This is a genomic window from Priestia sp. JV24 (assembly GCF_025910025.1).
Taxonomy (GTDB): Bacteria; Bacillota; Bacilli; order Bacillales; family Bacillaceae_H; genus Priestia; species Priestia megaterium.
In genome coordinates, this window is sequence record NZ_JAPCIN010000020.1 from 362625 (window position 1) to 385693 (window position 23069).

The window sequence follows — 23069 nt, forward strand, 5'->3', positions numbered from 1 at the left end:
AATTATAAACCTTTTTCTTTAGTTCCTCCTTTTTCTATCTAGGGCTTTCCACTCCCTTTCGTACGGTGTTCTCAAGATATATAGTTCTATAAATCCCTTAAATTACCACTATATTCAAGGTATATATAATATAAGTATATATTGTAAATTTATAACTCTTCCTATATAATCTTGTAGAAAACGTAAAAAAAAGGAGAAAATTGATGAAAAAACTGGGGGCAATTTTATTATCATTTCTGCTGTTTGTTGGCGTATTTCCAACGTCTTCATTCGCAGCAGCGTCAACATTTGACGCAGATTTCAACAAGTATTTAAAATCGGTAAGCCAAACGCGAGGCTTTGAAGTAACCAAAGACGACGTTGAATATTCACTTTCACTGTATGACGATAGTCTTGAAAACTACGATACAATCGCAGATTTAGAAGATTTTTTAGGTGAACCAATTGCAGCTGACTTACATAACGTGCAAGATGTGTATGCAGATTTTGACTTAGACAAAACAAGCTTAAATGCGTTATTAAAAGAGAACGGCCAAAGCTTAGACGATTATGTGTACCTAGATGATTTATATGAGGATGTTGGCTTCTATCTAGAGGGCGACGACTGGTATAAAGATGATGAGTCATATGACGAAGAAGACGCTTCTTACGATGATGAATTAAGCGAAGAAGATTTAAGCGGCTTACTATCGTTTATGCAGTCTGAATTAGGCTTAACTTCAGAAGAGTTAAATCGAATTGAAGCACATTTTACATCGTTAGAAGATGAGCTTTCAAATGAAGCAACGCTTAACCGCTTAGATCAATTAGGCGAGCGCTTAGCGGCATTCGAAGATTTTGATACAGCAACAGAATTATCTGCTGATCAAATCGCTGAATTAATGTCTATTTATAAAGAAATGCTATCAATCTTCCATTTAGACGCTAAATTTTCACTTGTACAAGGCGGAAATGAAAGACCGCTTTCTCTTACTGATTTAATCAACTTAGAAGAATTAAAAAATGCAAGTCTAAAAATTTCTCTTTATACGACAGACGGTAAATTTTTAGCAGACATGGTGCTCACAGGCGATATGTTTAATTCTGATATCATCACAGACACAGGAAAAGAAGTAGAAAAATCTGCTGAAGCTGTAGCAAAACCAGCTCAAGCACAAAAACCAGCAGTAGAAAAGACACAAGAACCTGTGAAGAAACAAACGAATGGCGCTGTACAAAAAACCGTTAAAGGCGGAAAACTTCCGGAAACGGCTTCTAATTATGTAACAAATACATTAATTGGATTAGTGCTTGTAGCCGCTGGCTTTGTTCTTTTCCGCAAAGTGAGACGCACATAAAATGGAACCAAGAAAAACAAGAAGAACAATCAATCGCAAAAAGCGGTTGATTGTTCTTTCCCTTTTAGCCGCCGTCATTTGCTTTGGTCTTTGGTTTACAACAACAAACGCCTATAAATTTGCAAGAGGCTATTTGGCATTTAAAACAATGGATACAGAAGAACCAGCCGCAGCTTCAGTTTCTAAAAGCAAGGACGCTTCAACAGCAGACTCTTCTGCTGAAGCTTCTGCTGTTGAAGCTAAAAAAACGGTACACTCTCGTACTGCTAGCCCGGAAAAAAAGCCGAAAGTGTCAAATGTGTCTTACCCGAAACAGCCAAAAATCGGTGATTTAATGGGAGAATTATATATTCCTAAATTAAACGCTAAGCTGCCGATCTATCACGGTACGAACGAAGATGAATTAGAAAAAGGCGTCGGTCATTTTGCGGGAAGCGTGCTGCCTGGTCAAAACGACAATTCTGTTCTATCAGGACATCGCGATACGGTCTTTCGTAAGCTTGGCGACGTGGGTGAAGGCGATTCGCTCGTGGTGGACACGGCAGCAGGCACCTTCACATACAAAGTGAACAAAGTACGAATCGTTGATGCGGATGACCGGACTGTTATTGTGCCAAAGCCTAGAGCCACTTTAACCGTCAGCACCTGTTATCCGTTTAACTACGTTGGTTCAGCACCTGAACGCTATATTTTAGTCGCTCACCTTGTGTCATCAACAACAAAATAAAAAAGCTGTCCTTAAAAAGGCAGCTTTTTTTAATGAATAGATTTCATTAGTAAATCAAACCATATTTTCAGCGAAGTCGCCGTAATAACGATCGCTAAGATAACTTGCAGCGACGCTACCTTCGTCTTTTGCCCAACAAAAGCGCCGATTGGAGCTGCTAGTAAGCTTGCTCCAATAATCATAAGCGCCGGAAGCAAAAGGACTTGATTCGTCATTACTTTACCGAATGTTGTTCCCATAGATGAAATAAACGTCACGGCTAATGAGCTTGCAATCGTTACGCGCACAGGAATTTTTAACACGGTAATCATAATAGGAACAAGTAAAAATGCGCCCCCTGCTCCGACAATCCCTCCGCAAATTCCAACTAAAAACGCCAGAGCTGCTGCCAAAGGTTTTGAAAACGTCACTTCGAATGAATCGGCCGCTGGATTATTTTTTTTGGGCATAAACATTAATCCTGCAGCAATTGTTGCCATCACGCCGTAAATGAAATTGATCATTCCTTCTGAAAACGAGTTTGATAGCGTTGAACCAATGAGACTGCCAACTAGGACGCTGATACCCATATATAAAATTAACGGTTTATTCAAATAGCCGCCCTTTTTGTAAGCAAGAGCTCCTGAAACAGACGCAAACAGCGACTGTACGGCTCCTATACCAGCTACTTCGTGCGCGCTGAACATTCCCACTCCTACAAGAGGCGGAACAAATAGCAACAGCGGGTACAAAACAACTGATCCTCCAATTCCAAGCATACCTGCTAAAAATGACCCGAAAAACCCGAGTGCAAATACCGTTATTAATAGTTGTACATCCATGTTTTTACCACCTGCTTTTATCAATCCAATATCATGTTTGTTATAAAGTATGTATACATACAACGCCTTATCTCTTCTTCCATTGTATCACTGTATATGCTTCTTTTCTGTAAAAATATTGATAAAAGTGCTTTCAATTATTAATTTTTTTAATCATTAAAATCCTATCGACTTTATGCGTTATTTACTTTTAGCCTAAACTTCCTCGCTCTCCTCTCTGTTACTTGTGGTAGAATAAAGAAAAACTAGATGTTAGAACTGCCTACACGCTACGCTTATCTCAGCAGGCCCATCATCACAGGAGGCTTTCGTATGTTTGAATACAAAATTGATGACGAAGTTAGTTTGCATTTGATTGAATCAACTGACGCTTTCCCCTTGCTTTCTCTTATTAACGAGTCAAGACCTTACCTAAAAGAATGGCTCCCATGGGTAGATAGCATGCAAAGTATTGCTGACTACGATGAACTCATCCCTGAATGGAGAGCTCAATATTATAATAACCAAGGATTCCAGGCCATCATTCGGTACTACGGAGAAATCGCCGGGATGATTGGTTTTCACGGAATTAATTGGGGAAACAAAAGTACAAGTCTCGGCTATTGGATTGGACATGATTTTCAAGGAAAAGGTATTATGACAAGAGCCGTACACGGATGCCTGAATTATGCATTTAATACGTTAAACCTTCATCGAGTCGAAATACGCTGCGGCGTTAATAACGAAAAAAGTAAAGCCATCCCTACGCGTCTAGGTTTTACAGAAGAAGGTATTTGCAGAGAAGGTGAATACCTATATGATCACTACCATGACCTTGTGATTTATGGCATGTTAAAACACGAGTGGAAGCAAGCTCCTTATGCTCCTTGGCTTCTTTCTTAAAAAGCAGGATCATTTGGACAAGCTATCGTTTGAACTGACTATATTGGAAAAATTAAAAAGAGGTTGAAGACATAACGAAATGAATCCAGCCTAAAGACGAACAAATGAGATACTTGAACTGAACCGCTTATGACACCGCAGTTGATTTCCGCGCAAGGCTTCGCTTTCCGCGGGCGGCCGCTGAGCCTCCTCGTCGCTTGCGCTTCTGCGGGGTCTCACCTGTTCCGCTTTTCCCGCAGGAGTCTTATCCTTGCCCTCCAATCACCTGCTAGAAGGAACAAGACAGATGAAACTATATTCACCATAACAAAAAAACGAACGGTTGATCACATGCTGATCAATCGTTCGTTTTTCACTTGGGTTAAAACCCTTTTGTCCCAGCCTCTTTTTTTTAGTTGAAATACTGAAGCTGTTCGCGGCGAAGCTTATCTTTTTGTTTGTCCGAAATTGAGTAGTCGTAGTTATAAATAGCTCCTTCCCAATCTCCATACATTGGATTTGGAAATACGATTAGCTTTTGGCCAAACGTTTCTTTCTGCTCTTCTACAAGCTTATTTCGATCAGTAATGGACTTTTTATCAAAGCCGCTAAAATCAGATAAGTTATCACCAAACAGCAGGACTACATTATGATTTGTCGCTACTTTTTGACGGCGCGTTTCTTTTCCTTCATCTTTTGGACCCGTTAATAGCACATGGTCTTTGGTTGCTTGAGGAATATGTAAATTCTTTAGGTTTTTAATTGTTGCCTCAAGCTGAGAAGTTGTACGGCCCGAAATATAGTAAATATCTACACCTTTTTGATCCGCATACGTCAAGAATTCAACAGCACCTGGTACTGCTTTCGCTTTTGCTGCTTGCACCCACTCATCCCATTTATAAGGAAATCCTTTTCCGGTTTTGATTGCTGAAGCTTGAAATGGGCTATTATCAAGCACGGTCTCATCTAAATCCAAAATAATGGCAGGCTTTTTATCGGTACTTTTTGCAAGCGCCTCCTCTAAACGAAGCTTTCCAGTATTATAGCCTTGGTAATACAAAGCTTTCATTTCGCCGGATGTTTGGTACCAAGCATCGGCCATGATTTGCTGATCAGCTAGGTGTTGAGCGGGTTCTTTTTTCTCAGCAGACACTTCTTTTTCCTGCTGAGGGGCACATGCCGTCAGTGAAAAAGCAAGTACACCCACCCCTGTCAACGCTGATAATTTCTTATTCATTTCGCATCCACTTCCATCTCTACATATTTTTATGATAATAATGTTATATATTACCTCAATTAAACATAAAATCAATAAAAATCCGAATTATATTTTAATTTTAGTTAAAAATGTTCGTTTTAATTATTTTTTCTCCCTTTTTTTAACCATTATCCAAATATTTGTTTATACATTTTCCAAAATCCGTTTTTCTCATTCTTTCTTTGTAATCTTTTTTTAGAAACATATTGGTTTATCGCTCATTCGCTTCAAAAAACTTAATAAATCTGAATTATCTAACTTTTAATCTTGTGTTAGATTCTCTCACAAAAGTGCTTTTTTTTGAAAAGATATATAGTAAAATAGATTTTGTGAATTAAAAGACGGTGTTTTCTATCGAAAGTATTGTATAAATATACAAAAGGGGATGGAGATATGAATCACGTAAAACAATGGGGATGGATTACCTTTGGCTGTTTGTGCGTTGCCATCGGGATTCAATTTTTAACCGCTTCTAACCTCGTTATCGGCGGAACAGCAGGACTTGGAATCGTCCTGCAGCATTTAACCGGTATTTCATTTGGGGTATTGTTCTTTATCATCAATTTACCATTTTATTTTATGGCTCTTACGCAAATTGGTCTGCAATTTACCATAAAAAGCTTCATCAGCGTTAGCCTGATGTCAGTGATGTCGGATTTATTAGCTGCCAACTTTTCGTTTGCGCTTCCGCATCCGCTTGTAGCTGCGATTGTGGGCGGCATTATCGTCGGCATTGGACTGATCTTTTTGTTTCGCCACGGCTCTTCTCTTGGCGGAATCAACATGCTATGCGTGTTTCTTGATAAACGCTTTGGCATTAATCCAGGTAAAACAATGCTTTTGACAGATGTGTTGATTGTAGGCTCTGCAACAGTGGTATTCGGCGTAGTTCAAGTTCTTTATTCGTTAATCGGTATCTTCATCATGACAGGACTGCTTGGACGCTATCACAAACGCTCGCCAATCGAACGAACTGGTGAACATATGGAAGAAGAAGCGAAACAACAAACGGCTTCAACTATGTAAAAAAACCGTGCGGGAATAATCCTGCACGGTTTTTTACGCTTATTCTGCTACTTTTACAAGCTGTTTTCCTAAGTTTGCTCCTTCAAATAAACCAAGGAACGCTTCAGGTACATTTTCAAAACCTTCTACAATGTTTTCGCTGTACTTGATTTTTCCTTGCTGCACCCATTCCCCTAACTGCTTAATGCCTTCAGGGAATTTGTCTGCATAGTCGGCTACGATAAAGCCTTTCATTAACGCACTGTTAATTAATAAAGGTGTTTGAACACGCGGTCCAACATCTTGTTTTTCTAAGTTATACAGTGAAATTTGGCCGCAAAGCGGTATGCGCGCAAATTTATTTAATAAGCTGACAACTGCATCTGAAATCTCTCCACCGACGTTTTCAAAGTAAACATCAACGCCATTAGGACACGCCTCTTTCAACGCTTCTTTTACATTTCCTTTTTTATAATTAATCACTTCATCAAATCCGAGCTCATCTTTTAAATAAGCAATTTTATCTTCAGAACCTGCGATGCCGACAACACGTGCGCCTTTAATTTTAGCGATTTGACCAACAACAGATCCAACAGCACCTGCTGCACCGGAAACGACTACTGTTTCGCCTTCTTTTGGCTGACCAATTTCAAGCAGTCCAAAGTAAGCTGTGAGACCAGGCATACCAAGAACGCCGATAGCCGTTGTAATTGGCGCTAGCTCTGGATCAACTTTCTGTAAGTTTTTTGCTTCTGCAGCTGAATAGCGTTTCCAAGGAAGCATACCCGTCACGATATCGCCTTCTTTAAAGCGATCTGATTTTGATTCCGTTACGCGTGCTACAATGCCGCCTGCAAGCGGTGCGTTTAGCTCAAATGGAGGAACATATGATTTTGTATCGTTCATGCGTCCTCTCATATACGGATCAACAGAAAGGTACAGTGTTTGAACAAGTACCTCGCCTTCTTTCGCTGTAGGCATTTCAATTTTTTCGTATTTAAACGTATCTTTTGTTGGCATTCCCTTTGGGCGTTCTGCTAATAAAATTTGTTCATTCATCGATATTGCTCCTTTTTATTTCTCTGTTTTTTGTAAAATGTGCTAAACTTACCTTTGTTATTTTAAATTATATATTGTGCACAACGCCAAAAATATGATTGTGCAATAACACCGAAGGAGAAAAAGACATGGAGCTAATTCGCTGTAAAGAAGATGTTGTTAAAAAACTAAACGAGTTTGTTGAAGTAACTCCCCCCGTTATTTTGTTTAAAAAAGGCAATATGTATCCGATTAAAATGGATATCAACTACAACTGGATTGCCACGGACGAACAAGGGCATGAGCATATTGTCGCTTCAAACACAAAGAATGTGCAGGACGACTACTGGTTTAGCTACCATTTTGACTTATATTAAGGAGTTTCCCGGATTTACTCTTCATAAACGTTATATAAATAAAGTGTTGCATTCGTAAAAACAGCGTGCGAATTCCCGCGCTGTTTTTATGTAATAATTAGAGTATCCCAAGCGTGTGTTTGAAGCTTTGATCATGTTCCATTTTCTGCATCGATATCTACTTAAGATTATGTTACAATCACGGTAAAGTAATTTATGATTGATAGAATAAAAGCTAGAGCTTGAAAAATTCGAGGTGGATTATGCAAGGTAAAGTTGTATATAAAGAAGGATTTTCAGTGATAGGCATAGCAAAAAACGGAGAGTATCAAAAAGAGAATCTTTTGAAGCAAATACTTAAAGAAAAAGAAATGATTAGCTCTTCAAAAGAACCTCATATGGTTACAGGCATTTGCATGGCTCCGAAAAAAGAAAATTATTTTTATATTGCAGGGACAGAAGTGGCTGATACGGCTTTTATTCCAAACGGTATGAGCGTTCATACGTTTCCTTCGTTTACATACCTGCAGTTTAAACACAGAGGTCCCATTACATCGCTCGGGTCGACGTACAACAGCATCTGGAATGAATGGCTGCCGAACTCTCCTTACAGCATGATTGAAGGTCCTGCTCTTGAAATTGTAAATACAGCTATACACAGCAATTTATATAGTGATACATATGAAATGGATATTTATATTCCCATAAAGCTGGGACAATAAAAAAGGTGAACTTACGTTCACCTTTTTCCTATTTTTGCAGCTGTTTATATAAATGATAAAGAGCAAAAACGCACTCTGGATGACGCTCTTTATGGTTAAAAAATCCGTGAGGAAACATGAGTGAAAGATTCCCTTTTTCAATTCCGGTCACATACTTGTTTTCCATAAGCGGATATTCTTTCACAACCCAGCGCGCTTCGTCAATAGTTGACGTAACCATTTCACCAAAGTATACGCCCATACACTCTTCGAATTCTTCTTTTGTCATTGAAAAATAGTCAAAGCAGTTGCTGTCTTCTAGATCATAGTAAAGAAGCTCTAATATTTTCAAACTTTCATCTGTAAAATCAACGGTGAATTCATCTACCGCTTTGCTTATTTCATGAATACGATTCATGCACTGTTCACGCACTTGATGATAGTAATAGCTAGCTTCAAACTGATGTTCACACGTCACTAACGATTCTCCGTATGATGCTGTTAGATCATGATGCTTGCTCATGCTGACACCTCCACGCTAAGCTTATGGAGCAAGTATAACATTAACCAAGCAGCTATTGAGCATCTTCCATTAACAACCTATCCGTGGCAATATTAGGTTCACTTTTTGCTCATTATTCTGCCGTACACAAATCCTCCGCTAACAAGAAGAATACCGCTAATTAATACGCTGCTTAAAAAGATTTGCGAATGCATCAAGTGGTTATACATCATCCACACGCTCATTTCGTCATCTCCTTTTGGCCTTTTTTAACTAGTATCCCCGATTTTCTTACCGCACATGCCGGCTTTTTCATCATTTTTTCATCAAGCCTCTATATAGTGAAAACTGTGAAGCCAATCGTACTTTTTTTCATCGTTTTACTCCTTAAAAAGCCTGCTTATGACTCTAAAGCAGGCTTTTTTTTATATGGTGAAACGAGTAATTAAGCCGTCTATCCCCACTAATTGTGCATAGTAAGGTATAATTAAAGATAGTTTCACTTTTCTAAAGTGAGAAATACATATGAGGCATCAAAGGAGACATGCAAATGACAGAACTCGAAAAAGCGAAAATTCAGCACCGAAAGCTGTCCAAGGGACAGGTATTTGGTAGGGCCATCGCCATTGCGATCGGTGCCCTGCTCATGGCCACAGGACTTGAAATTTTTCTTGTCCCAAACCACGTTGTCGACGGGGGAATTACCGGTATTTCGATCATGCTTTCGCATATTACTGGCGTAAATCTAGGAATCTTTCTTTTTGTACTAAATCTTCCGTTTGTATTTATCGGGTACAAGCAAATGGGAAAAACATTTGCCCTTTCCACTATTTTTGGCATACTGGTTGTATCCATCTTAACTTCTATGTTTCATGATGTCCCCGCGTTTACCGCAGACGTTCTTCTTGCTACCGTTTTTGGAGGGATTATTCTCGGAATTGGAATTGGACTCGTAATTCGCTACGGCGGAGCGCTTGACGGTACGGAGATACTTGCCATTTTAATCAGTAAAAAAATTCCGTTTTCCGTCGGAGAAATTGTGATGTTTTTCAACTTCTTCATTTTAGGAGCAGCGGGATTTGTGTTCACGTGGGACCGCGCCATGTATTCTATCCTTGCTTACATCATTGCAGCTAAAGCCATTGATACGGTTGTAGAAGGATTGGAAGAATCAAAATCAGCTTGGATTATTAGTGATCATTCTGATGACATTGGCGATGCGATTAATGCGCGTCTAGGTCGAGGCGTTACTTATTTGCACGGTGAAGGTGCTTATACGGGCGATGATAAAAAAGTGATTTTCTGCATCATTACGCGCCTTGAAGAATCAAAGCTAAAAACCATTGTTGAAGATTTTGATCCTACTGCCTTTTTAGCCGTTGCAGATATTACCGAAGTCCGCGGCGGACGCTTTAAAAAACGAAACATTCACTAAAAAAACGCGCAGAAAGCACCATGCTTTCTGCGCGTTTTTTATGTAAGAGATACTTTTTGAACCCGTTTAAACCATTCATAACAAAGAAGCACAATTAAACATAAGTCGATTAAATCGCCTCCGTAATACATCAGCATAGCCCCTTGCTGCGCCCCTTCCGCCGAGACGTGCATAGGCGGGTGAGCATACACATATTTTGATAAAATACCGTGAGCAGCAAGAGCAAGAACCAATACGGATGCCCGGTGCGTAAAAGTTTTTTGATGCGGCGAAGGATCGATTGAAATCATCGATACGGTGAATAAATAGCCGGCTAAAAACACGTGAATATGTACAGCGACATGCACGAAAAAAGAGTGATGCATCATGCCATACAGACTTGTTGTATAAAGAATCCAAAGTCCTCCTACGTTAAGAACAGAAGCTGTCACCGGACTGCTGATGAACCGAACAAACCGCCCTTTTAAAAGTTTTGACACTTTTCTGGCTGCATGAACCGGAAGCGTGCGAAGCAGCAGCGTAAGAGGTGCTCCTAACGCCATTAAAAGCGGAGCTAGCATACCTAAAAGCAAATGCTCCGTCATATGCGCAGTAAAGTCCATATGAGCACGGGCTGCGAGCGGTCCGGCTACAGAAGATACGGCGCATAAAATACCAAGTGTCCAGCTGGACGTCCTATATAATGACCATTTTCTATACGTTGCATTCGAAGACGCTACAGCCCATATGTATAAAAAAAAGGCAGCGACAAAAGGCAGGGCTAATAAAAGCTGAGACAATATTTCATATTTAATCATGATGTGCACCTTGTTTACGTGTAAACCATGTTAAAATGATGCCAATAAGCAGCATTAAACATGCAAGTACATTCCACGTAATGTCGTAAGGTGCAATCTTCACTCCGTACCGGATTTGATGAAGTCCCATAAGCTTGTGCTGCACGATCCCGTCATAAAGCTGAAACGCCCCGGCTCCAAGCAATACTCCTCCTATCCACCTTTTCACCCACCAGCCGCCTCGGCGCCTTAGATCTGTCACCATAAAAAGTGATGCAATTGTAGCGAACCAGCTGAATGCATGAAACAAACCGTCCGACACTAAACCAGCGGCCGTTGTGGACTTATCATAAAAATGATGCCAATGAAGCAGCTGATGAAACACTGCTTCATCAATAAAGGCAACTAACCCTACGCCAAACAAAAAGCCTGACCAGCTATTTCGAGTGCGATGAACCACGCGCTGATTTGCAGTTGCTTCGTGTTTCTTTTCCATATATATACCTCCCTGGCAGCTCTTTAAGTTTATATCGATTCTAATGTACGTATACCCTATTAAAGAGAAATGAATCTATAATATGGAAAAATAGGAACCATATCCTAATATCGTTTTCACTATCTTTTCACCATAAAGGTATAGGATAGTACTTGCGAAGCCAATTAGCATATTTTTTTCATAGTTTTACTCCCTTTCTAAAGACCTGTTTCCCCAAAGCAGGTCTTTTTTTATATCCCGCTTCTTTTTTCATCATTTTTTCACCATAAAGGTATAGGATAGTACTTGCGAAGCCAATTAGCATATTTTTTTCATAGTTTTACTCCTTTTGAAGATCTGCTTCCCCAGAGCAGGTCTTTTTTTATATCCCGCTTCTTTTTTCATCATTTTTTCACCATAAAGGTATAGGATAATACTTGCGAAGCCAATTAGCATATTTTTTTCATAGTTTTACTCCTTTGTGAAGACCTGCTTCCCCAGAGCAGGTCTTTTTTTATATCCCGCTTCTTTTTTCATCATTTTTTCACTTTTCTTTTGTATACTAAGTTTGTCAAAGCAATTTCATCATTTTTCATAAATGACCCCTATTTATTCCCCGCTTTTTGTGAGCGGGGCTTTTTTTGTAAGAAAAGCATCTTTTCACCTTATTTTTTAAAAAAGCTTTTCTCTTTTCACCGTTTTTTCACTTTTCTTTTATATACTGTTCTTGTCAAAACAATTTCATCATTTTTCATAGATGTACCCTATTTGCACCCGCTTCTTGGAAGCGGGACTTTTTTTGTTTCCATACAAAAAAGCTTAACCCGGAGGTTAAGCTTTTTTCGCCTGCTTGCGAAGAACAAGCATCATAATTGTAATGATAGTAAACGCAATAAACGCTAAAAAAGGAATGGTGATAAATCCAAGCCAGTTAATATATTGACCTGAGCAAGGAACACCGCTTGTACACGTTTCAAATGCTTTAAGAGCCGGTATCTTCTGCAGGCAATAATGATAGCCTGAAAGCGTCATACCAATCACTGAAAACGGCAGGACGTATTTGTAGATGAACGTATCATTCCGATACACGGCTACACCTAGCACAATCGCGAGCGGATACATTAAAATTCGCTGATACCAGCAAAGTTCACACGGAATAAAGTGAAGAACTTCACTAAACGTCAAGCTTCCAAGCATCGCGATAAGCGCTGTAATCCACCCGAAGACCAAAGACTTGTTCATTATTTGTTCTCCTTAACCGCATCTTTGACCATTTGATCAAAGTCATCGATTGTTTTTCCTTCGAATTTTTTGCCGCCTACATAAATGGTTGGTGTACCTGTGATGCCTAAATGATTGGCTGTCTTCATATCTTGATCAAACGCATCTTTTCCTTTTCCATCTTTAAAAGCACTCGCTACTTTTTTCGCATCGGCATCGCTAGATACTTCTTTCAGCGTATCTTCTAAGTAAGATTCCGTTAAGACATCTTTCTTTTCATCCGCTGCGTTTTGCTTTTTATAAAGAAGTTCATGGAATTTCCAAAATGTATCGTTCCCAAGCTCTTTATATACCGTCTCGGCAAACTCTGCTGCACGAGATGAGTCATTGTTGATAAACGCATAGTTCATAAAGTAGAATTTGACTTTGCCTGTATCTACATAATCTTTTTGAATCAGCGGGAAAAAGGATTCCGTGAAGTTTTTACAAGCCGGACATTTGTAATCTCCAAACTCTACCACTTCTACCGGAGCTGACTCTTTTCCAAGATACGGCTGATTATCATATGTAAGAGCGGCCTTTTCATCTCCTCCGCCCTTTGACATATTAGAAAGGACGATTAACCCTAAAATACAGACCGCAATAATTCCAATCACCCAAAAAATCCACTTGCTCGAGGACGTTTGCTGATTGGGCGTTACTTTTTTCTTTTTCTTTGCTTTTGACACAATCTCATCTCCTTCTTTTCTTTCTCTCTTACAAACTTACAAAGCTGTTAGAGCGGTAAAAATTAGCGCACACAAAATAAAAAACACGTATAGCGACGTCAGCGTTAAAATGACAGGAGGCTGCATCGGCATTTTCGTTTCCGGATTTAAAATATATTGAATGCGATAATTAACCGACGTATCAGCAAACGATACGTGCGCACACGAAAGACTTGTCTGTCCCGTTTTAACCATTTTTAAAAGGGCGCTGCCGATGTGAGCAGACGTGCCATTTTTCACAATGGCATCTTGATCAGCCAGCACTTCACGCATGACTTTGAAACGTTTATGGCTCCATTTAATAAACGGAATATACCATAATGCAGAAGCAAGCGTGCTTAGTAAAAATGTTTTGAGCGGATCTTTGTTTGCAACGTGTGACTGCTCGTGGTAAATAACAGCTTCTAGTTCATTTTCATCAAGCACCGAGAGCAACCCTGTAGACAGAACGATATGCGGTGTAAACAACCCCATTGTTAATGCAATGGGCTGATCTGTTGTTAAAACTGTTAAATTCTTTCCGTACGCTTTTTGCAGGTGAGCCGCTGTTGTTTCATTTCGCAGCTTCGTAATCATTTTACGGACTTTCCGCATTTGAATCACTTGCTTTACAGCTTTAATGAACAGTACAAACATCGTATGAAAAATAACCGCATTCAGCATGTATTCAATAAAAAACAAGCCAAAAAAGTGGGCTACTTTGTTACAAAGTAAAATTAAGTTAAACGATAAATTCCATCCAAACAGCAAATGCAGCACATACATGCCCATTTGCATAAGCAACGTCACGGCAATAAAAAAGCACAGGTTAAAAATAAGCTTAGAACGCTTTAGTATTCCTTGATTCATTGATTATTCATCCTTTTTTAACTGTTTGACTTTTGATTCGAGCATGCTTAACAGTGAATCATCAACTTCTTCTAACGCATCAAGCATATGAGTAACAGCAAGCGAGCCAAATTCGTCGATCAATTCGTGCGTTAACTCTTTCGACTGAGCGTCGATAAATTCCTCTTTAGAAAGAATCGGCTGATACATCGACGTACGTCCTTTTAAACGCTTTTGCAACACGCCTTTTTCCACCAATCGATTCATAACGGTCATAACGGTGTTGAAGTTCACTGCTTTTTCTTTCTCAAGCACGTGCTGCACATCTTTAATGGACATTTCACTTCCGTTCCATAAAGCCGTCATAATTTTTGCTTCAAGCGGGCCAAAAAAGCGATTAAGGCCGGTTTCGTTAAATTTGAATTTTTCAATTTTCATATTCGACACCTCACACTACCAATTGTAGTGTGAGGTGTCAAATCCGTCAACTTTTCCATGACAACTGCCTTACAATTGTCATAATCACTTTTTTACTTCATCGGTTAAATGCTGAATGGATAGCACAACTGTATCGAGCTTGGCTTCAATTCGGTGAAGTAAATAAAGCGTCACCACAACGGGAAAACCAACGTCTGAGACAAGCGTAAACCACTCTGTCATCTTCCTCTCTCCTTTTAAAAAAGCCCTTCGCACCGAAGTGGAAGGACTTTCATTTTTAAATCGTAAATTCGGTTACATTTCGCTCGACGATTTGAGCGCCTTTTCTGGAAACGAGCGCTCCGCCGCTTGAAGTAAAGACATCGCTTGCGATCAGCGCGTTCATTGCTGCTGTAATGGCTGCCGCGTCTAACGTATCTTTAGGTGATTCAATCGATAGGCTTACTGCTTTTTGTGACTCATTCAAAAACTGCATCGTTAAAGTTTTCATACTCTACCTCTTTTCTTATTTTAAAAGTGAAAACGTGACAATTTCGTTGATTTCAACAAGCGGCAGTGACTGCAGGCTGGCAATGGTTTCACTTGCTGTAATGAGTGCATCTGCAGAACTTCCAGGCTGAATGTTCATATAGGATTTTGTCTTTAAATCGGGTTTTCCATCCTCTTTTATTCCTTGTTCTAATACTAAGCGAAGCTGGCTTGAATGCTGAATTTTTTCTGCCATCTTTTATTCCCCCTTTCACTTTATATATAGAAATGGAAATAGGAAAGAGGGATGATGGAAACATAAAATTTTTTGGTTTATAATGGGAGATAGTCTGAGTTAGAAAGAGGCTTTGGTAATGAGAAAGTGGAGCTTTTTATTTTTTGTTCTAGCATTCATGCACCCAGCTTCAGCACTTGCTGACGACGGTGCAGATGAAAAAAAGCTTGGTCCGTTTTACTACACGGTTTCTCATGATTATAGTCGAGAAAAATGGGATGTAGGGGTGTTAAATCAGCAAGACAAAACGAACATTCCTGAGACTGATTTGAACGATGAAACGCTAAAATTGTTTCAGCGTACGGTTGATGATTTAGCAGACCTCGCGATTCGATTTGCTGCTATGAGCGTACTGCTTGTATGTTCACTCGTTGTTTTTACGTACTTTCGCATTCAAAGAAAACGCCCTTTTCTCCGCTTGTTTTTTGTTTTTTCAAGCGTTGGCTTTCTATTTTGCGTCTATACATCATTGGAGTTATTTAAAAAAACTGAACAAGCAAAATCTTTATTTTACTTACTATGACTTGAAACCCCAAAAAAACCAGCCGATCGGCTGGTTTTTTCATGCATTTCTTACGGTTATGTACTTCTGTTCATACGTCATTTCTTCCGTTTGCTTTTGCTGCTCCAAATGGTAATAAGCAGCGCATACTCCTCCTAACCCAGCCAGTGCTAGGACAATTAGAAGTATGGATGTCGCTTTTTTCATTGCCTTTTCTCCCCTTATGTTTAACCCTACCTAGCAACGGCATCCGTAAAAAAGAGTCCCCTTTCTCTTCTTTACTTGCTCATTACTTACGAAAGATATTATCATACTTTTTTTCACTTTTGTCATTTTTTTAGTTATTGTCAAAAAATTGTATAGTTTATTCTTGATTTAATGAGTGTTTAAGAAAGTCAATGGACTGATTTTTTGAAAGGCCAAACGCTGTCACGATATAATCAACGTAGGCAAGAAGCTCCAGATTCTCTCCTAATTTTGTTGTTTTAAATGATCGATTAAATCGATATTGCTTTTTATCTGAAAAGACGAGCCCTTCTTCTTCTAGAAATGTTTGAAATTGCTCATGCGGAAAGTAAAGCACATCGTTTCGAACGTTCTCTAAGTCAATCACAATAATCATATCTTCCAGCTCTGCTTTTAATTCCATCATACAATCAATGTATCCGCCGATGCAGCTGATTAAAGATGTGAGAAAAAAGGGTCCGTTTATATATTGAAACTGCTCAAAAATCGTCTCATCGATGTAGCTTGAAATACTTGACTTTAATACGTCATGAATTTGTTTTGATTCTTCCATGTACGGAATAGGAATATGAAACTTAGCTGATCCGTTATAAAACTGCTCCCACGCAATTGTTTTATCATACGCATCAATCACATCTGTGCTTCGAAAAATGATGGATTCCGCTGAATAAGAGGCTTTAACAAACGGTGTATGCAGCATCACCGTACTCTCGTCGTCCAAACGATAGTATTTTGGCTCGCTAGACTTGCTTAAAATATATTGTTTTAACCGTTCTTCTTCCATTTGTTCAACTAAATGCAAATCATATAGTGGCAGCACGTACATATTACACATCCCGTAATGAATATAGCTTTTCCCGTGCATCGGCCATTTTCTGTTATAGATAGACAGTTCTTTTGTGCAAAATTCCTCTATTCGCTGCGTTTGATCCTCGGATTTTTGATAGAGTCGATCTAAATGATAGCGATCATCGATTTCCGTAACGGGAGATGTGCCGCTTCCAATTCTTCTGTAAATTTTCCCGTAAGACATGTACGGAGGGTTCGGACCTTCGGGAATCCAAATAACAAAAACACCTTGCCCGGAGTGATCTTCAGGTGATAAAAAACGCGTAACGATACGAGGAATGGGATTGGTGACATCTTTAAGCATATTATTAATAAACAGCTCATATTCTTTGCGCTCGAGCAGGTTAATGGAATGGTCGTCTTCATCTACGCCAAAAATAAGCCACCCTCCTTTTTCATTGGCAAACGAAGCGATGATATTTGGGATTTTCCGTTTGACCGTTGAGCTTACTTCGCGCTTGAACTCAAGCTGATAGCCTTCTTCTAAATGTTTTTCCATCATGCGCTGCACATCTGAAAACTCAATTTCTCCAATTGTTTTTTTCTTTCCGTCTTCGCTTATAAATGGTGAATAAAACGATTCTTCGTTCACTTGTCTTTCCCTCCTCACCACTTCTATTTAACTTATCCATATGATGAGAAGTAAAAAGACAGTCATATTTCTTTGATTTTTTTCAAAAAACAAATTTTTTATCAAATTAATCCTGTTTTATATTATGATAGAAAAAGAGGTGAAGAATATGATTGAAGCAATATTTTTAGACCGAGACGGAACGATTGGCGGCAGTAATGAAATACAATATCCGGGTGATTTTCAGCTATTCCCCCAAGCAAAGCAAGCGATTATAGACATAAAGAAACAAAACATTCCGCTGTTTTCTTTTACGAATCAGCCCGATATTACAAAAGGAAAGGTAAAGAAATCAGACTTTATCTCTGAGCTTTTAGCTTTTGGATTTGATGATGTTTACCTTTGTCCTCATGAAGATTCAGACAATTGTTCGTGCCGCAAACCAAGGCCGGGCATGCTGTTAAAAGCAGCCGAGGAGCACAGCTTAAATTTGGCTAACTGCATCGTGATTGGCGACCGGTGGAAAGACCTCGTAGCGGCCCATGCAGCAGGAGCACAATGTATTTTAGTGTTAACAGGAGCTGGGCACGACACGTTACATGTACGGGAAAAATGGGCTGACGTACAAGCAGCCTTTATTGCAGCCAATATACAGGAAGCTGTTGAATTTATCTTTACATCACTGAGTTCACAGCCAATACTACCGCATTCACATACTCGTTAAACAGCTGATTATCCTGTAATAATTGTTCATACTGCGGAGTGGTTATTTCAAGCTGTAGTCCTTTATGCCGCTGATTGCCGTTTGCGATATTTGGAGGTGAAACGCCTTTTAAATGCACGGGCGTTTCACTGATCGGAAAACCTGCGAGTGCATGACGCACCGCTTTTTCTAACTTTTCGTCTCTTCCTCCGATATAAGTCGTGCAGACGTCGCTGTAGGCACCGTGAAGAGAAATCGTGACCTCTGATTTTTTAACGAGGTGACGCGCCATTTCTTCATCGTAGTTTGCAGACGTAACATGCAATTCAAACGGATTTTCTGTTTTCAGTGTTTTAAATACGTACACCGTTGCGTTCAGCTTTTCTGCTATTTTTTCTGCCACTTCTTCTGTCCCAATTTCCATCGTTCCTCCGTGAATAGCAAGCACGACAATTTCTCTCCGGCGAATGACACATTCTATTTCGTAATCAATTCCCGCTCGTTCACACTGTGATAGTTCTTGAAAACTTTGATACACATCCCTCATCGGTTTCTTCACACCTTTCTTTTATCTTTCATATACCCAGGCTTTATTTTTTCTTTTTTTTCATATAGTAAAGGTATTGACCCTTTGTTTAGTCGTTTATTTTTGTTTTTATACTTTATATTTTAGTGTGCACAAAAATTTTTTTTGAAATTCGAAATAAAAGTATTGCCAAACAAACCGTCCAGACGGTAAAGTATTCTAGGGAAAATCAAAAAGGAGGAAATTCGTGTGTCTACATTTGATGATATATTGCTTGCAGCTACGCAGGTTGTACAGCGTGACGGCGTTGGAAATTTGACGCTTGAAAAAGTAGCAAAAGAAGCCGGCGTCAGTAAAGGCGGTTTGTTGTATCACTTCTCTTCAAAAGATGAATTGATTAAGCAAATGCTGTATTCAGTCACAAAGAAATATGATGACGGACTAAACGTACAAGTTGAACGTGACAATTCTCCTGGCAAATGGAGCCGGGCTTATCTTGCTGAGACGCTTCATGACCTTCAGCGTGAACAAGTGATGAGCGCGGGGTTACTTGCAGGTATTGCAACCAACCCTGAACTCCTGCAGCACTTTCAAAAGCAATACGAAAAGTGGCAGCAGCACATTGAACAAGACGACATTGATCCAGTCCTTGCTACCATTGTGCGCCTAGCAGCTGACGGATTATGGTTCAGTCAAATGTTTGGGCTCGCACCCGTGAATCCAGACATGCAAAAACAGATTCAACAACAACTTCGGAAATTAACAGAGGAGGGTTTTCGATGAAAGCCTATTTATTTTTAGCGATTGCTATTAGTTCAGAGTTATTTGGTACATCTATGTTAAAAGCATCAAACGGATTTACAAAATTTTGGCCTAGTCTTGGTGTTTTATTAGGGTTTGGTCTTGCTTTCTATGCGCTTTCCACATCGCTTCAGCACATTCCACTCAGCGTTGCGTATGCCATTTGGTCTGGTGTAGGAACTGCTGTGACAGCTGTGATTGGCGTAGTTATTTGGAAAGAAAGCGGCAGTCTCACGATGGTATTTGGCATCGTATTAATCATTGCAGGAGTCATTCTTTTAAATTTAAAATCAGTGGCTCACTAAAAAAAGAGCCAGTAAATACTGACTCTTAAGCAAAGGAGGAAAATCGACTGTCTACTTATGAAAGTAGTATGTATCGTTTTCCTTTTTTTATACTCTTTTATAGATTAAACGGGTCTAGGAATTTAACAGATGGATATTTGTCCTGGAACAAACGCCATACAAAATCGTTTTCAAACATAAGAACGGCATGTTTATCACGATCTTCTACTAGCATCACGCGAGAATCTAGCATGCGATCTTCAATTGTTGATTTGTCTACCCATTTTGCAATGTTATGAGACATGCGCGTGAATTCAAGATCGACGTTGTACTCACCTTTCATACGGTGTTCAAACACTTGGAACTGAAGTTCACCGACTGCTCCTAAAATATAATCTCCAAAGAACGGCGTACGGTACAGCTGTACGGCTCCTTCTTGTACAAGCTGATTAATCCCTTTTTCAAAGTGCTTAGATTTCATTGCATTTTTCGCACGAACTTTTACAAACAGTTCAGGCGGGAACTTTGGAAGAGCATCAAATTCGAATACTTTTCCCTCTCCTACAATGGTATCGCCAATCTGATACGTACCCGAGTCATACAAGCCAATGATATCCCCTGGATACGCTGTGTCTACTGTTTCACGGCTTGATGCCAAGAACTGATGAGACTGCGCTAGCTTCATTTTACGGTTCGTTCTTGCTAACGTCACGTTCATTCCACGCTCGAATTTCCCTGAACATACGCGTACGAACGCAATGCGGTCGCGGTGAGCTGGGTTCATGTTCGCCTGAATTTTAAAGATGAAACCTGAGAAGTTTTCATCCGTAGGCTGAACGGTGCCATTCGTTGATTCACGAGGCTGCGGCGGTGATGTTAATTGTAAAAATGAATTAAAGAAAGACTGTACACCAAAGTTTGCAATCGCACTTCCGAAGAAAACAGGTGTTAATAGGCCTTGCTTTACTTTTTCAATTGAAAAATCATTACCTGCTTCGTCTAGTAAAGATAAATCATCCACTAAGCCTGGTAAATACATTTCATCGACGTGTTTTTTAATTTCATCGTCGATATTTTCACCGTCAAAGTCTGCAAAATAGGACTCTTTGTTTCCTTGGTATACTTCAATTTGTTTTGAAAAACGGTCATACGTTCCTTGGAATCGTTTCCCCATGCCAATTGGCCACGTTACAGGGTATGATTCAATACCGAGTACATCTTCAATTTCTTCAAGCAGCTCAAGCGGCTCTTTTCCTTCACGGTCTAATTTATTGATAAATGTTAGAATAGGAATACCACGCATACGACAAACTTTAAAAAGTTTAAGCGTTTGTGCTTCAATCCCTTTCGTTCCGTCAATAACCATGACCGCACTGTCTACAGCCGTTAAGGTACGATACGTATCCTCACTGAAGTCTTCGTGTCCTGGTGTATCCAAGATGTTAATAAAGTGATCTTTATACTCAAACTGCATAACACTTGATGTAACCGAAATTCCACGTTGTTTTTCGATTTCCATCCAGTCAGATGTAGCAAACTTGCCTGATTTTTTTCCTTTAACCGTTCCGGCTGAACGAATCATTCCGCCCAGTAACAGCATTTTTTCTGTTAACGTTGTTTTCCCGGCATCCGGGTGAGAAATAATGGCGAATGTACGACGTGAATCGACCATCGTTTCTTGAAGTTGGTTGTTCATACGTTTTAAAATCCTTTCTGCTCTACAATTCCTATTTTCATCATTTCATTATACGCTTTTTTTATACTGCGTGACTAGTTTTTTTCATATTTGAATACTTCTACAAAATCAAAGAAATCGTCAACAAGGTGTAAAAAGCGAACAAGAAAAGACCCCTTTTATAAAAGGGGCCTTCTCCCAGTTTAGTTTAACGAACGACCAGAGAAACGTTCTGCTGATCGGCTTAAACTTTATAAAAAAAATTACTTTTGAACGTTAGCAGCTTGTGGTCCACGGTTGCCTTCAACGATTTCAAATGTAACTTCTTGACCTTCTTCTAAAGTTTTGAAACCTTCGCCTTGGATAGCAGAGAAATGAACGAATACATCGTCTTGTCCTTCTACTTCGATGAAACCGAAACCTTTTTCAGCGTTGAACCATTTTACTTTACCTTGTAACATATCTCTATTCCTCCTTGTGTGACAATCCACACATTGTGTATTACTCTATTCCTGCTCTTACAATAAGTCAAGACGAACACTTCGAACTATCCTTACCGAACAAAAATAAGCACCTTTATTGTAACAAATCCTCCAAAAAATTTCAAAGGAATTTGCACATTCTTTTTGTTTGCTTTGATCCCTTACCTACAGCCTTTCCGCCCCTTTTTAAGCAGCCGAATGTGAACGCATTATCCGCACTTCTTCTTGGTGTTTTTCTTGTATAACGATCCTTTAAATGGATAACGCTATAGAGATAGATACTCTTTCTATTTATGAGAAAGCAGGTGACATCACAACCTATGGAAGACATTCTCATGTCCCTTCTTAGAACCTTTGTTTCTTTCATTATCTTAAGCATTACTACTTTCCTGATTGGAAAACAAATTAACACGCATAATAATCATTTTACATTTGCGATGTCCATCATTATTGGGTCGTTCATCGCAAATATGGGATTTGATTTAAAATTAAAATTTCTGCCGATGTTCGCTTCTTTTGCTTTTCTTGTAGCCATTCATTTTCTTTTAGCATCAACAGCTCTAAAAAGCAGGCGCTTGCGAAAATGGATTACAGGACGCCCGACGGTTATTATGGAAAAAGGAAAGCTTCTTGAAGCAAATATGAAAAAAGTCAAATATTCTATTGACGACTTGAATCAGCATTTACGAGAACTAGGAACGTTCAACATTGCTGAAGTAGAGTTTGCTGTTTTAGAAGTAAGCGGAAAACTGTCAGTATTAAAGAAAACTGCTTATCAAAACATTGCCAAACAGGACGTTTTGTCTAAGCCGTTTAAAGAAATGAGTTTACCGGTAGAACTCATCATGGACGGAGAAATTATTCATAAAAACTTAACATCTCAATATACCGAACAGTGGATCAACCTTGAGCTTTCAAATCGTCAGCTTCAGTTGAACCAAGTGCTGTATGCAGTTGTGTCAACAAACGGCATGCTCTATGTAGATCAGTATAAAGATCAGCTGTCCGCTCCTACAGACAGAGAATAAGATTGAGACATAACTAAATTAAGCCAATCTAAAGACAGACAAACGGAGTGAATGAGTTCGTATGGATCGCTTGAGACATCGCTGTTAATTTCC

At 39.3% G+C, this 23069-nt stretch carries 31 protein-coding genes; 12 read left to right on the forward strand and 19 right to left on the reverse strand.

Going from position 1 to position 23069, the window contains the following annotated elements; all coding sequences use genetic code 11:
• Positions 1-203: 203 nt before the first annotated feature.
• Both OK414_RS16950 and OK414_RS16955 read left to right on the forward strand, forming a co-directional pair.
• On the forward strand, positions 204-1337 hold the full coding sequence (locus OK414_RS16950; RefSeq protein ID WP_263045232.1) for a processed acidic surface protein: 1134 nt from the start codon (positions 204-206) through the stop codon (positions 1335-1337).
• 1 nt (position 1338) lies between these two features.
• The gene (locus OK414_RS16955) at positions 1339-2064 is read left to right on the forward strand and encodes a class D sortase (RefSeq protein ID WP_016764803.1); all 726 of its coding nucleotides are present in this window, start codon (positions 1339-1341) and stop codon (positions 2062-2064) included.
• A gap of 29 nt (positions 2065-2093) precedes the next feature.
• Here OK414_RS16955 and OK414_RS16960 read toward each other — a convergent pair whose 3' ends face one another.
• Positions 2094-2885 (reverse strand): sulfite exporter TauE/SafE family protein, encoded by a 792-nt coding sequence (locus OK414_RS16960; RefSeq protein WP_098601027.1) that lies wholly within the window; start codon positions 2883-2885, stop codon positions 2094-2096.
• Between the two features lie 312 nt (positions 2886-3197).
• Between OK414_RS16960 and OK414_RS16965 the strand changes: the two genes are divergently transcribed.
• Positions 3198-3767 (forward strand): GNAT family N-acetyltransferase, encoded by a 570-nt coding sequence (locus OK414_RS16965; protein ID WP_013083913.1) that lies wholly within the window; start codon positions 3198-3200, stop codon positions 3765-3767.
• Positions 3768-4158: 391 nt separating this feature from the next.
• Here OK414_RS16965 and OK414_RS16970 read toward each other — a convergent pair whose 3' ends face one another.
• Positions 4159-4983 (reverse strand): 5'-nucleotidase, lipoprotein e(P4) family, encoded by an 825-nt coding sequence (locus OK414_RS16970; protein ID WP_128820296.1) that lies wholly within the window; start codon positions 4981-4983, stop codon positions 4159-4161.
• A gap of 414 nt (positions 4984-5397) precedes the next feature.
• Between OK414_RS16970 and OK414_RS16975 the strand changes: the two genes are divergently transcribed.
• A complete protein-coding gene (locus OK414_RS16975; protein ID WP_013083915.1) occupies positions 5398-6030 on the forward strand; it encodes a YitT family protein in 633 nt (210 codons plus the stop codon).
• A 39-nt stretch (positions 6031-6069) separates the two neighbouring features.
• Here the strand turns inward: OK414_RS16975 and OK414_RS16980 are convergent, their stop codons facing one another.
• Entirely contained in the window at positions 6070-7068 is a 999-nt protein-coding gene (locus tag OK414_RS16980; protein WP_034650639.1) for an NADP-dependent oxidoreductase, read from the reverse strand.
• Between the two features lie 128 nt (positions 7069-7196).
• Between OK414_RS16980 and OK414_RS16985 the strand changes: the two genes are divergently transcribed.
• Both OK414_RS16985 and OK414_RS16990 read left to right on the forward strand, forming a co-directional pair.
• The gene (locus OK414_RS16985) at positions 7197-7424 is read left to right on the forward strand and encodes a hypothetical protein (protein ID WP_016764806.1); all 228 of its coding nucleotides are present in this window, start codon (positions 7197-7199) and stop codon (positions 7422-7424) included.
• Between the two features lie 242 nt (positions 7425-7666).
• The gene (locus OK414_RS16990; RefSeq protein ID WP_013083918.1) at positions 7667-8125 is read left to right on the forward strand and encodes a GyrI-like domain-containing protein; all 459 of its coding nucleotides are present in this window, start codon (positions 7667-7669) and stop codon (positions 8123-8125) included.
• Between the two features lie 28 nt (positions 8126-8153).
• On the opposite strand, the gene OK414_RS16995 is transcribed toward OK414_RS16990, so the two are convergent.
• Positions 8154-8627, reverse strand: a complete 474-nt coding sequence (locus OK414_RS16995; RefSeq protein WP_034650636.1) for a hypothetical protein — start codon at positions 8625-8627, stop codon at positions 8154-8156.
• A gap of 98 nt (positions 8628-8725) precedes the next feature.
• On the reverse strand, positions 8726-8851 hold the full coding sequence (locus OK414_RS17000; RefSeq protein ID WP_016764808.1) for a hypothetical protein: 126 nt from the start codon (positions 8849-8851) through the stop codon (positions 8726-8728).
• A 305-nt stretch (positions 8852-9156) separates the two neighbouring features.
• Between OK414_RS17000 and OK414_RS17005 the strand changes: the two genes are divergently transcribed.
• Positions 9157-10041: a YitT family protein gene (locus OK414_RS17005; RefSeq protein WP_016764809.1), complete on the forward strand. Its 885-nt coding sequence runs from the start codon at positions 9157-9159 to the stop codon at positions 10039-10041.
• A gap of 38 nt (positions 10042-10079) precedes the next feature.
• Here the strand turns inward: OK414_RS17005 and OK414_RS17010 are convergent, their stop codons facing one another.
• From OK414_RS17010 to OK414_RS17050, 9 genes are all read right to left on the reverse strand, one after another.
• Positions 10080-10838, reverse strand: a complete 759-nt coding sequence (locus OK414_RS17010; protein ID WP_263045233.1) for a cytochrome c oxidase assembly protein — start codon at positions 10836-10838, stop codon at positions 10080-10082.
• The gene (locus tag OK414_RS17015; protein WP_263045234.1) at positions 10831-11313 is read right to left on the reverse strand and encodes a DUF2243 domain-containing protein; all 483 of its coding nucleotides are present in this window, start codon (positions 11311-11313) and stop codon (positions 10831-10833) included. Before OK414_RS17015 ends, OK414_RS17010 begins: the two co-directional genes overlap by 8 nt.
• Before the next feature lie 810 nt (positions 11314-12123).
• Positions 12124-12534 (reverse strand): disulfide oxidoreductase, encoded by a 411-nt coding sequence (locus OK414_RS17020; protein ID WP_034650626.1) that lies wholly within the window; start codon positions 12532-12534, stop codon positions 12124-12126.
• Positions 12534-13241, reverse strand: a complete 708-nt coding sequence (locus OK414_RS17025) for a DsbA family protein (RefSeq protein ID WP_263045235.1) — start codon at positions 13239-13241, stop codon at positions 12534-12536. Before OK414_RS17025 ends, OK414_RS17020 begins: the two co-directional genes overlap by 1 nt.
• Positions 13242-13277: 36 nt before the next feature.
• Positions 13278-14129 carry a M56 family metallopeptidase gene (locus tag OK414_RS17030; protein WP_263045236.1) on the reverse strand — a complete coding sequence of 284 codons (852 nt, stop codon included), beginning with the start codon at positions 14127-14129 and terminating at the stop codon, positions 13278-13280.
• A gap of 3 nt (positions 14130-14132) precedes the next feature.
• Positions 14133-14546 (reverse strand): BlaI/MecI/CopY family transcriptional regulator, encoded by a 414-nt coding sequence (locus tag OK414_RS17035; RefSeq protein ID WP_013057865.1) that lies wholly within the window; start codon positions 14544-14546, stop codon positions 14133-14135.
• Positions 14547-14630: 84 nt separating this feature from the next.
• Positions 14631-14768 (reverse strand): YvrJ family protein, encoded by a 138-nt coding sequence (locus OK414_RS17040; RefSeq protein ID WP_013057866.1) that lies wholly within the window; start codon positions 14766-14768, stop codon positions 14631-14633.
• A 55-nt stretch (positions 14769-14823) separates the two neighbouring features.
• Positions 14824-15036 (reverse strand): DUF2922 domain-containing protein, encoded by a 213-nt coding sequence (locus OK414_RS17045; RefSeq protein WP_034650620.1) that lies wholly within the window; start codon positions 15034-15036, stop codon positions 14824-14826.
• A 15-nt stretch (positions 15037-15051) separates the two neighbouring features.
• Complete coding sequence (locus OK414_RS17050; protein WP_205661599.1) at positions 15052-15270, reverse strand: DUF1659 domain-containing protein; 219 nt, start codon at positions 15268-15270, stop codon at positions 15052-15054.
• A gap of 118 nt (positions 15271-15388) precedes the next feature.
• Here OK414_RS17050 and OK414_RS17055 point away from each other — a divergent pair, with 118 nt between their 5' ends.
• Positions 15389-15832, forward strand: coding sequence for a hypothetical protein (locus OK414_RS17055; RefSeq protein WP_013083930.1), 444 nt, complete (start codon positions 15389-15391; stop codon positions 15830-15832).
• A gap of 39 nt (positions 15833-15871) precedes the next feature.
• Here OK414_RS17055 and OK414_RS17060 read toward each other — a convergent pair whose 3' ends face one another.
• Positions 15872-16018, reverse strand: a complete 147-nt coding sequence (locus tag OK414_RS17060) for a hypothetical protein (RefSeq protein WP_013057870.1) — start codon at positions 16016-16018, stop codon at positions 15872-15874.
• A 157-nt stretch (positions 16019-16175) separates the two neighbouring features.
• On the reverse strand, positions 16176-17498 hold the full coding sequence (locus tag OK414_RS17065) for a helix-turn-helix domain-containing protein (protein ID WP_016764817.1): 1323 nt from the start codon (positions 17496-17498) through the stop codon (positions 16176-16178).
• 148 nt (positions 17499-17646) lie between these two features.
• Between OK414_RS17065 and OK414_RS17070 the strand changes: the two genes are divergently transcribed.
• Positions 17647-18201, forward strand: coding sequence for an HAD-IIIA family hydrolase (locus tag OK414_RS17070; RefSeq protein WP_016764818.1), 555 nt, complete (start codon positions 17647-17649; stop codon positions 18199-18201).
• Here OK414_RS17070 and OK414_RS17075 read toward each other — a convergent pair.
• Entirely contained in the window at positions 18152-18727 is a 576-nt protein-coding gene (locus OK414_RS17075) for a poly-gamma-glutamate hydrolase family protein (protein WP_263045237.1), read from the reverse strand. The two genes, OK414_RS17070 and OK414_RS17075, sit on opposite strands and share 50 nt — an antisense overlap.
• Before the next feature lie 228 nt (positions 18728-18955).
• Here OK414_RS17075 and OK414_RS17080 point away from each other — a divergent pair, with 228 nt between their 5' ends.
• Together OK414_RS17080 and OK414_RS17085 are read left to right on the forward strand one after the other, a co-directional pair.
• Positions 18956-19489, forward strand: coding sequence for a TetR/AcrR family transcriptional regulator (locus tag OK414_RS17080; protein WP_016764820.1), 534 nt, complete (start codon positions 18956-18958; stop codon positions 19487-19489).
• On the forward strand, positions 19486-19812 hold the full coding sequence (locus tag OK414_RS17085) for a DMT family transporter (protein ID WP_013057875.1): 327 nt from the start codon (positions 19486-19488) through the stop codon (positions 19810-19812). The genes OK414_RS17080 and OK414_RS17085 overlap by 4 nt, the downstream gene beginning before the upstream one ends.
• 97 nt (positions 19813-19909) lie before the next feature.
• On the opposite strand, the gene OK414_RS17090 is transcribed toward OK414_RS17085, so the two are convergent.
• A complete protein-coding gene (locus tag OK414_RS17090; RefSeq protein ID WP_016764821.1) occupies positions 19910-21487 on the reverse strand; it encodes a peptide chain release factor 3 in 1578 nt (525 codons plus the stop codon).
• 242 nt (positions 21488-21729) lie between these two features.
• Complete coding sequence (gene cspD, locus OK414_RS17095) at positions 21730-21927, reverse strand: cold-shock protein CspD (protein ID WP_013057877.1); 198 nt, start codon at positions 21925-21927, stop codon at positions 21730-21732.
• A 326-nt stretch (positions 21928-22253) separates the two neighbouring features.
• Between cspD and OK414_RS17100 the strand changes: the two genes are divergently transcribed.
• Complete coding sequence (locus OK414_RS17100) at positions 22254-22976, forward strand: DUF421 domain-containing protein (RefSeq protein ID WP_228459510.1); 723 nt, start codon at positions 22254-22256, stop codon at positions 22974-22976.
• The last annotated feature ends 93 nt before the right edge of the window (positions 22977-23069 follow it).

What these genes read in the sequence shown, in the direction of transcription:
- OK414_RS16975 (WP_013083915.1), top strand. Translation starts at nt 5,398, where the DNA reads ATGAATCACGTAAAACAATGGGGATGGATTACCTTTGGCTGTTTGTGC.
- OK414_RS17055 (WP_013083930.1), top strand. Translation starts at nt 15,389, where the DNA reads ATGAGAAAGTGGAGCTTTTTATTTTTTGTTCTAGCATTCATGCACCCA.
- OK414_RS17005 (WP_016764809.1), top strand. Translation starts at nt 9,157, where the DNA reads ATGACAGAACTCGAAAAAGCGAAAATTCAGCACCGAAAGCTGTCCAAG.
- OK414_RS17015 (WP_263045234.1), bottom strand. Translation starts at nt 11,313, where the DNA reads ATGGAAAAGAAACACGAAGCAACTGCAAATCAGCGCGTGGTTCATCGC.
- OK414_RS17010 (WP_263045233.1), bottom strand. Translation starts at nt 10,838, where the DNA reads ATGATTAAATATGAAATATTGTCTCAGCTTTTATTAGCCCTGCCTTTT.
- OK414_RS16990 (WP_013083918.1), top strand. Translation starts at nt 7,667, where the DNA reads ATGCAAGGTAAAGTTGTATATAAAGAAGGATTTTCAGTGATAGGCATA.
- OK414_RS16985 (WP_016764806.1), top strand. Translation starts at nt 7,197, where the DNA reads ATGGAGCTAATTCGCTGTAAAGAAGATGTTGTTAAAAAACTAAACGAG.
- OK414_RS17000 (WP_016764808.1), bottom strand. Translation starts at nt 8,851, where the DNA reads ATGAGCGTGTGGATGATGTATAACCACTTGATGCATTCGCAAATCTTT.
- OK414_RS17040 (WP_013057866.1), bottom strand. Translation starts at nt 14,768, where the DNA reads ATGACAGAGTGGTTTACGCTTGTCTCAGACGTTGGTTTTCCCGTTGTG.
- OK414_RS17035 (WP_013057865.1), bottom strand. Translation starts at nt 14,546, where the DNA reads ATGAAAATTGAAAAATTCAAATTTAACGAAACCGGCCTTAATCGCTTT.
- OK414_RS17060 (WP_013057870.1), bottom strand. Translation starts at nt 16,018, where the DNA reads ATGAAAAAAGCGACATCCATACTTCTAATTGTCCTAGCACTGGCTGGG.
- OK414_RS16970 (WP_128820296.1), bottom strand. Translation starts at nt 4,983, where the DNA reads ATGAATAAGAAATTATCAGCGTTGACAGGGGTGGGTGTACTTGCTTTT.
- OK414_RS16995 (WP_034650636.1), bottom strand. Translation starts at nt 8,627, where the DNA reads ATGAGCAAGCATCATGATCTAACAGCATCATACGGAGAATCGTTAGTG.
- OK414_RS16955 (WP_016764803.1), top strand. Translation starts at nt 1,339, where the DNA reads ATGGAACCAAGAAAAACAAGAAGAACAATCAATCGCAAAAAGCGGTTG.
- OK414_RS17045 (WP_034650620.1), bottom strand. Translation starts at nt 15,036, where the DNA reads ATGAAAACTTTAACGATGCAGTTTTTGAATGAGTCACAAAAAGCAGTA.
- OK414_RS16960 (WP_098601027.1), bottom strand. Translation starts at nt 2,885, where the DNA reads ATGGATGTACAACTATTAATAACGGTATTTGCACTCGGGTTTTTCGGG.
- OK414_RS17085 (WP_013057875.1), top strand. Translation starts at nt 19,486, where the DNA reads ATGAAAGCCTATTTATTTTTAGCGATTGCTATTAGTTCAGAGTTATTT.
- OK414_RS17020 (WP_034650626.1), bottom strand. Translation starts at nt 12,534, where the DNA reads ATGAACAAGTCTTTGGTCTTCGGGTGGATTACAGCGCTTATCGCGATG.
- OK414_RS17030 (WP_263045236.1), bottom strand. Translation starts at nt 14,129, where the DNA reads ATGAATCAAGGAATACTAAAGCGTTCTAAGCTTATTTTTAACCTGTGC.
- OK414_RS17075 (WP_263045237.1), bottom strand. Translation starts at nt 18,727, where the DNA reads ATGAGGGATGTGTATCAAAGTTTTCAAGAACTATCACAGTGTGAACGA.
- cspD (WP_013057877.1), bottom strand. Translation starts at nt 21,927, where the DNA reads ATGTTACAAGGTAAAGTAAAATGGTTCAACGCTGAAAAAGGTTTCGGT.
- OK414_RS16980 (WP_034650639.1), bottom strand. Translation starts at nt 7,068, where the DNA reads ATGAATGAACAAATTTTATTAGCAGAACGCCCAAAGGGAATGCCAACA.
- OK414_RS16965 (WP_013083913.1), top strand. Translation starts at nt 3,198, where the DNA reads ATGTTTGAATACAAAATTGATGACGAAGTTAGTTTGCATTTGATTGAA.
- OK414_RS16950 (WP_263045232.1), top strand. Translation starts at nt 204, where the DNA reads ATGAAAAAACTGGGGGCAATTTTATTATCATTTCTGCTGTTTGTTGGC.
- OK414_RS17070 (WP_016764818.1), top strand. Translation starts at nt 17,647, where the DNA reads ATGATTGAAGCAATATTTTTAGACCGAGACGGAACGATTGGCGGCAGT.
- OK414_RS17090 (WP_016764821.1), bottom strand. Translation starts at nt 21,487, where the DNA reads ATGAACAACCAACTTCAAGAAACGATGGTCGATTCACGTCGTACATTC.
- OK414_RS17050 (WP_205661599.1), bottom strand. Translation starts at nt 15,270, where the DNA reads ATGGCAGAAAAAATTCAGCATTCAAGCCAGCTTCGCTTAGTATTAGAA.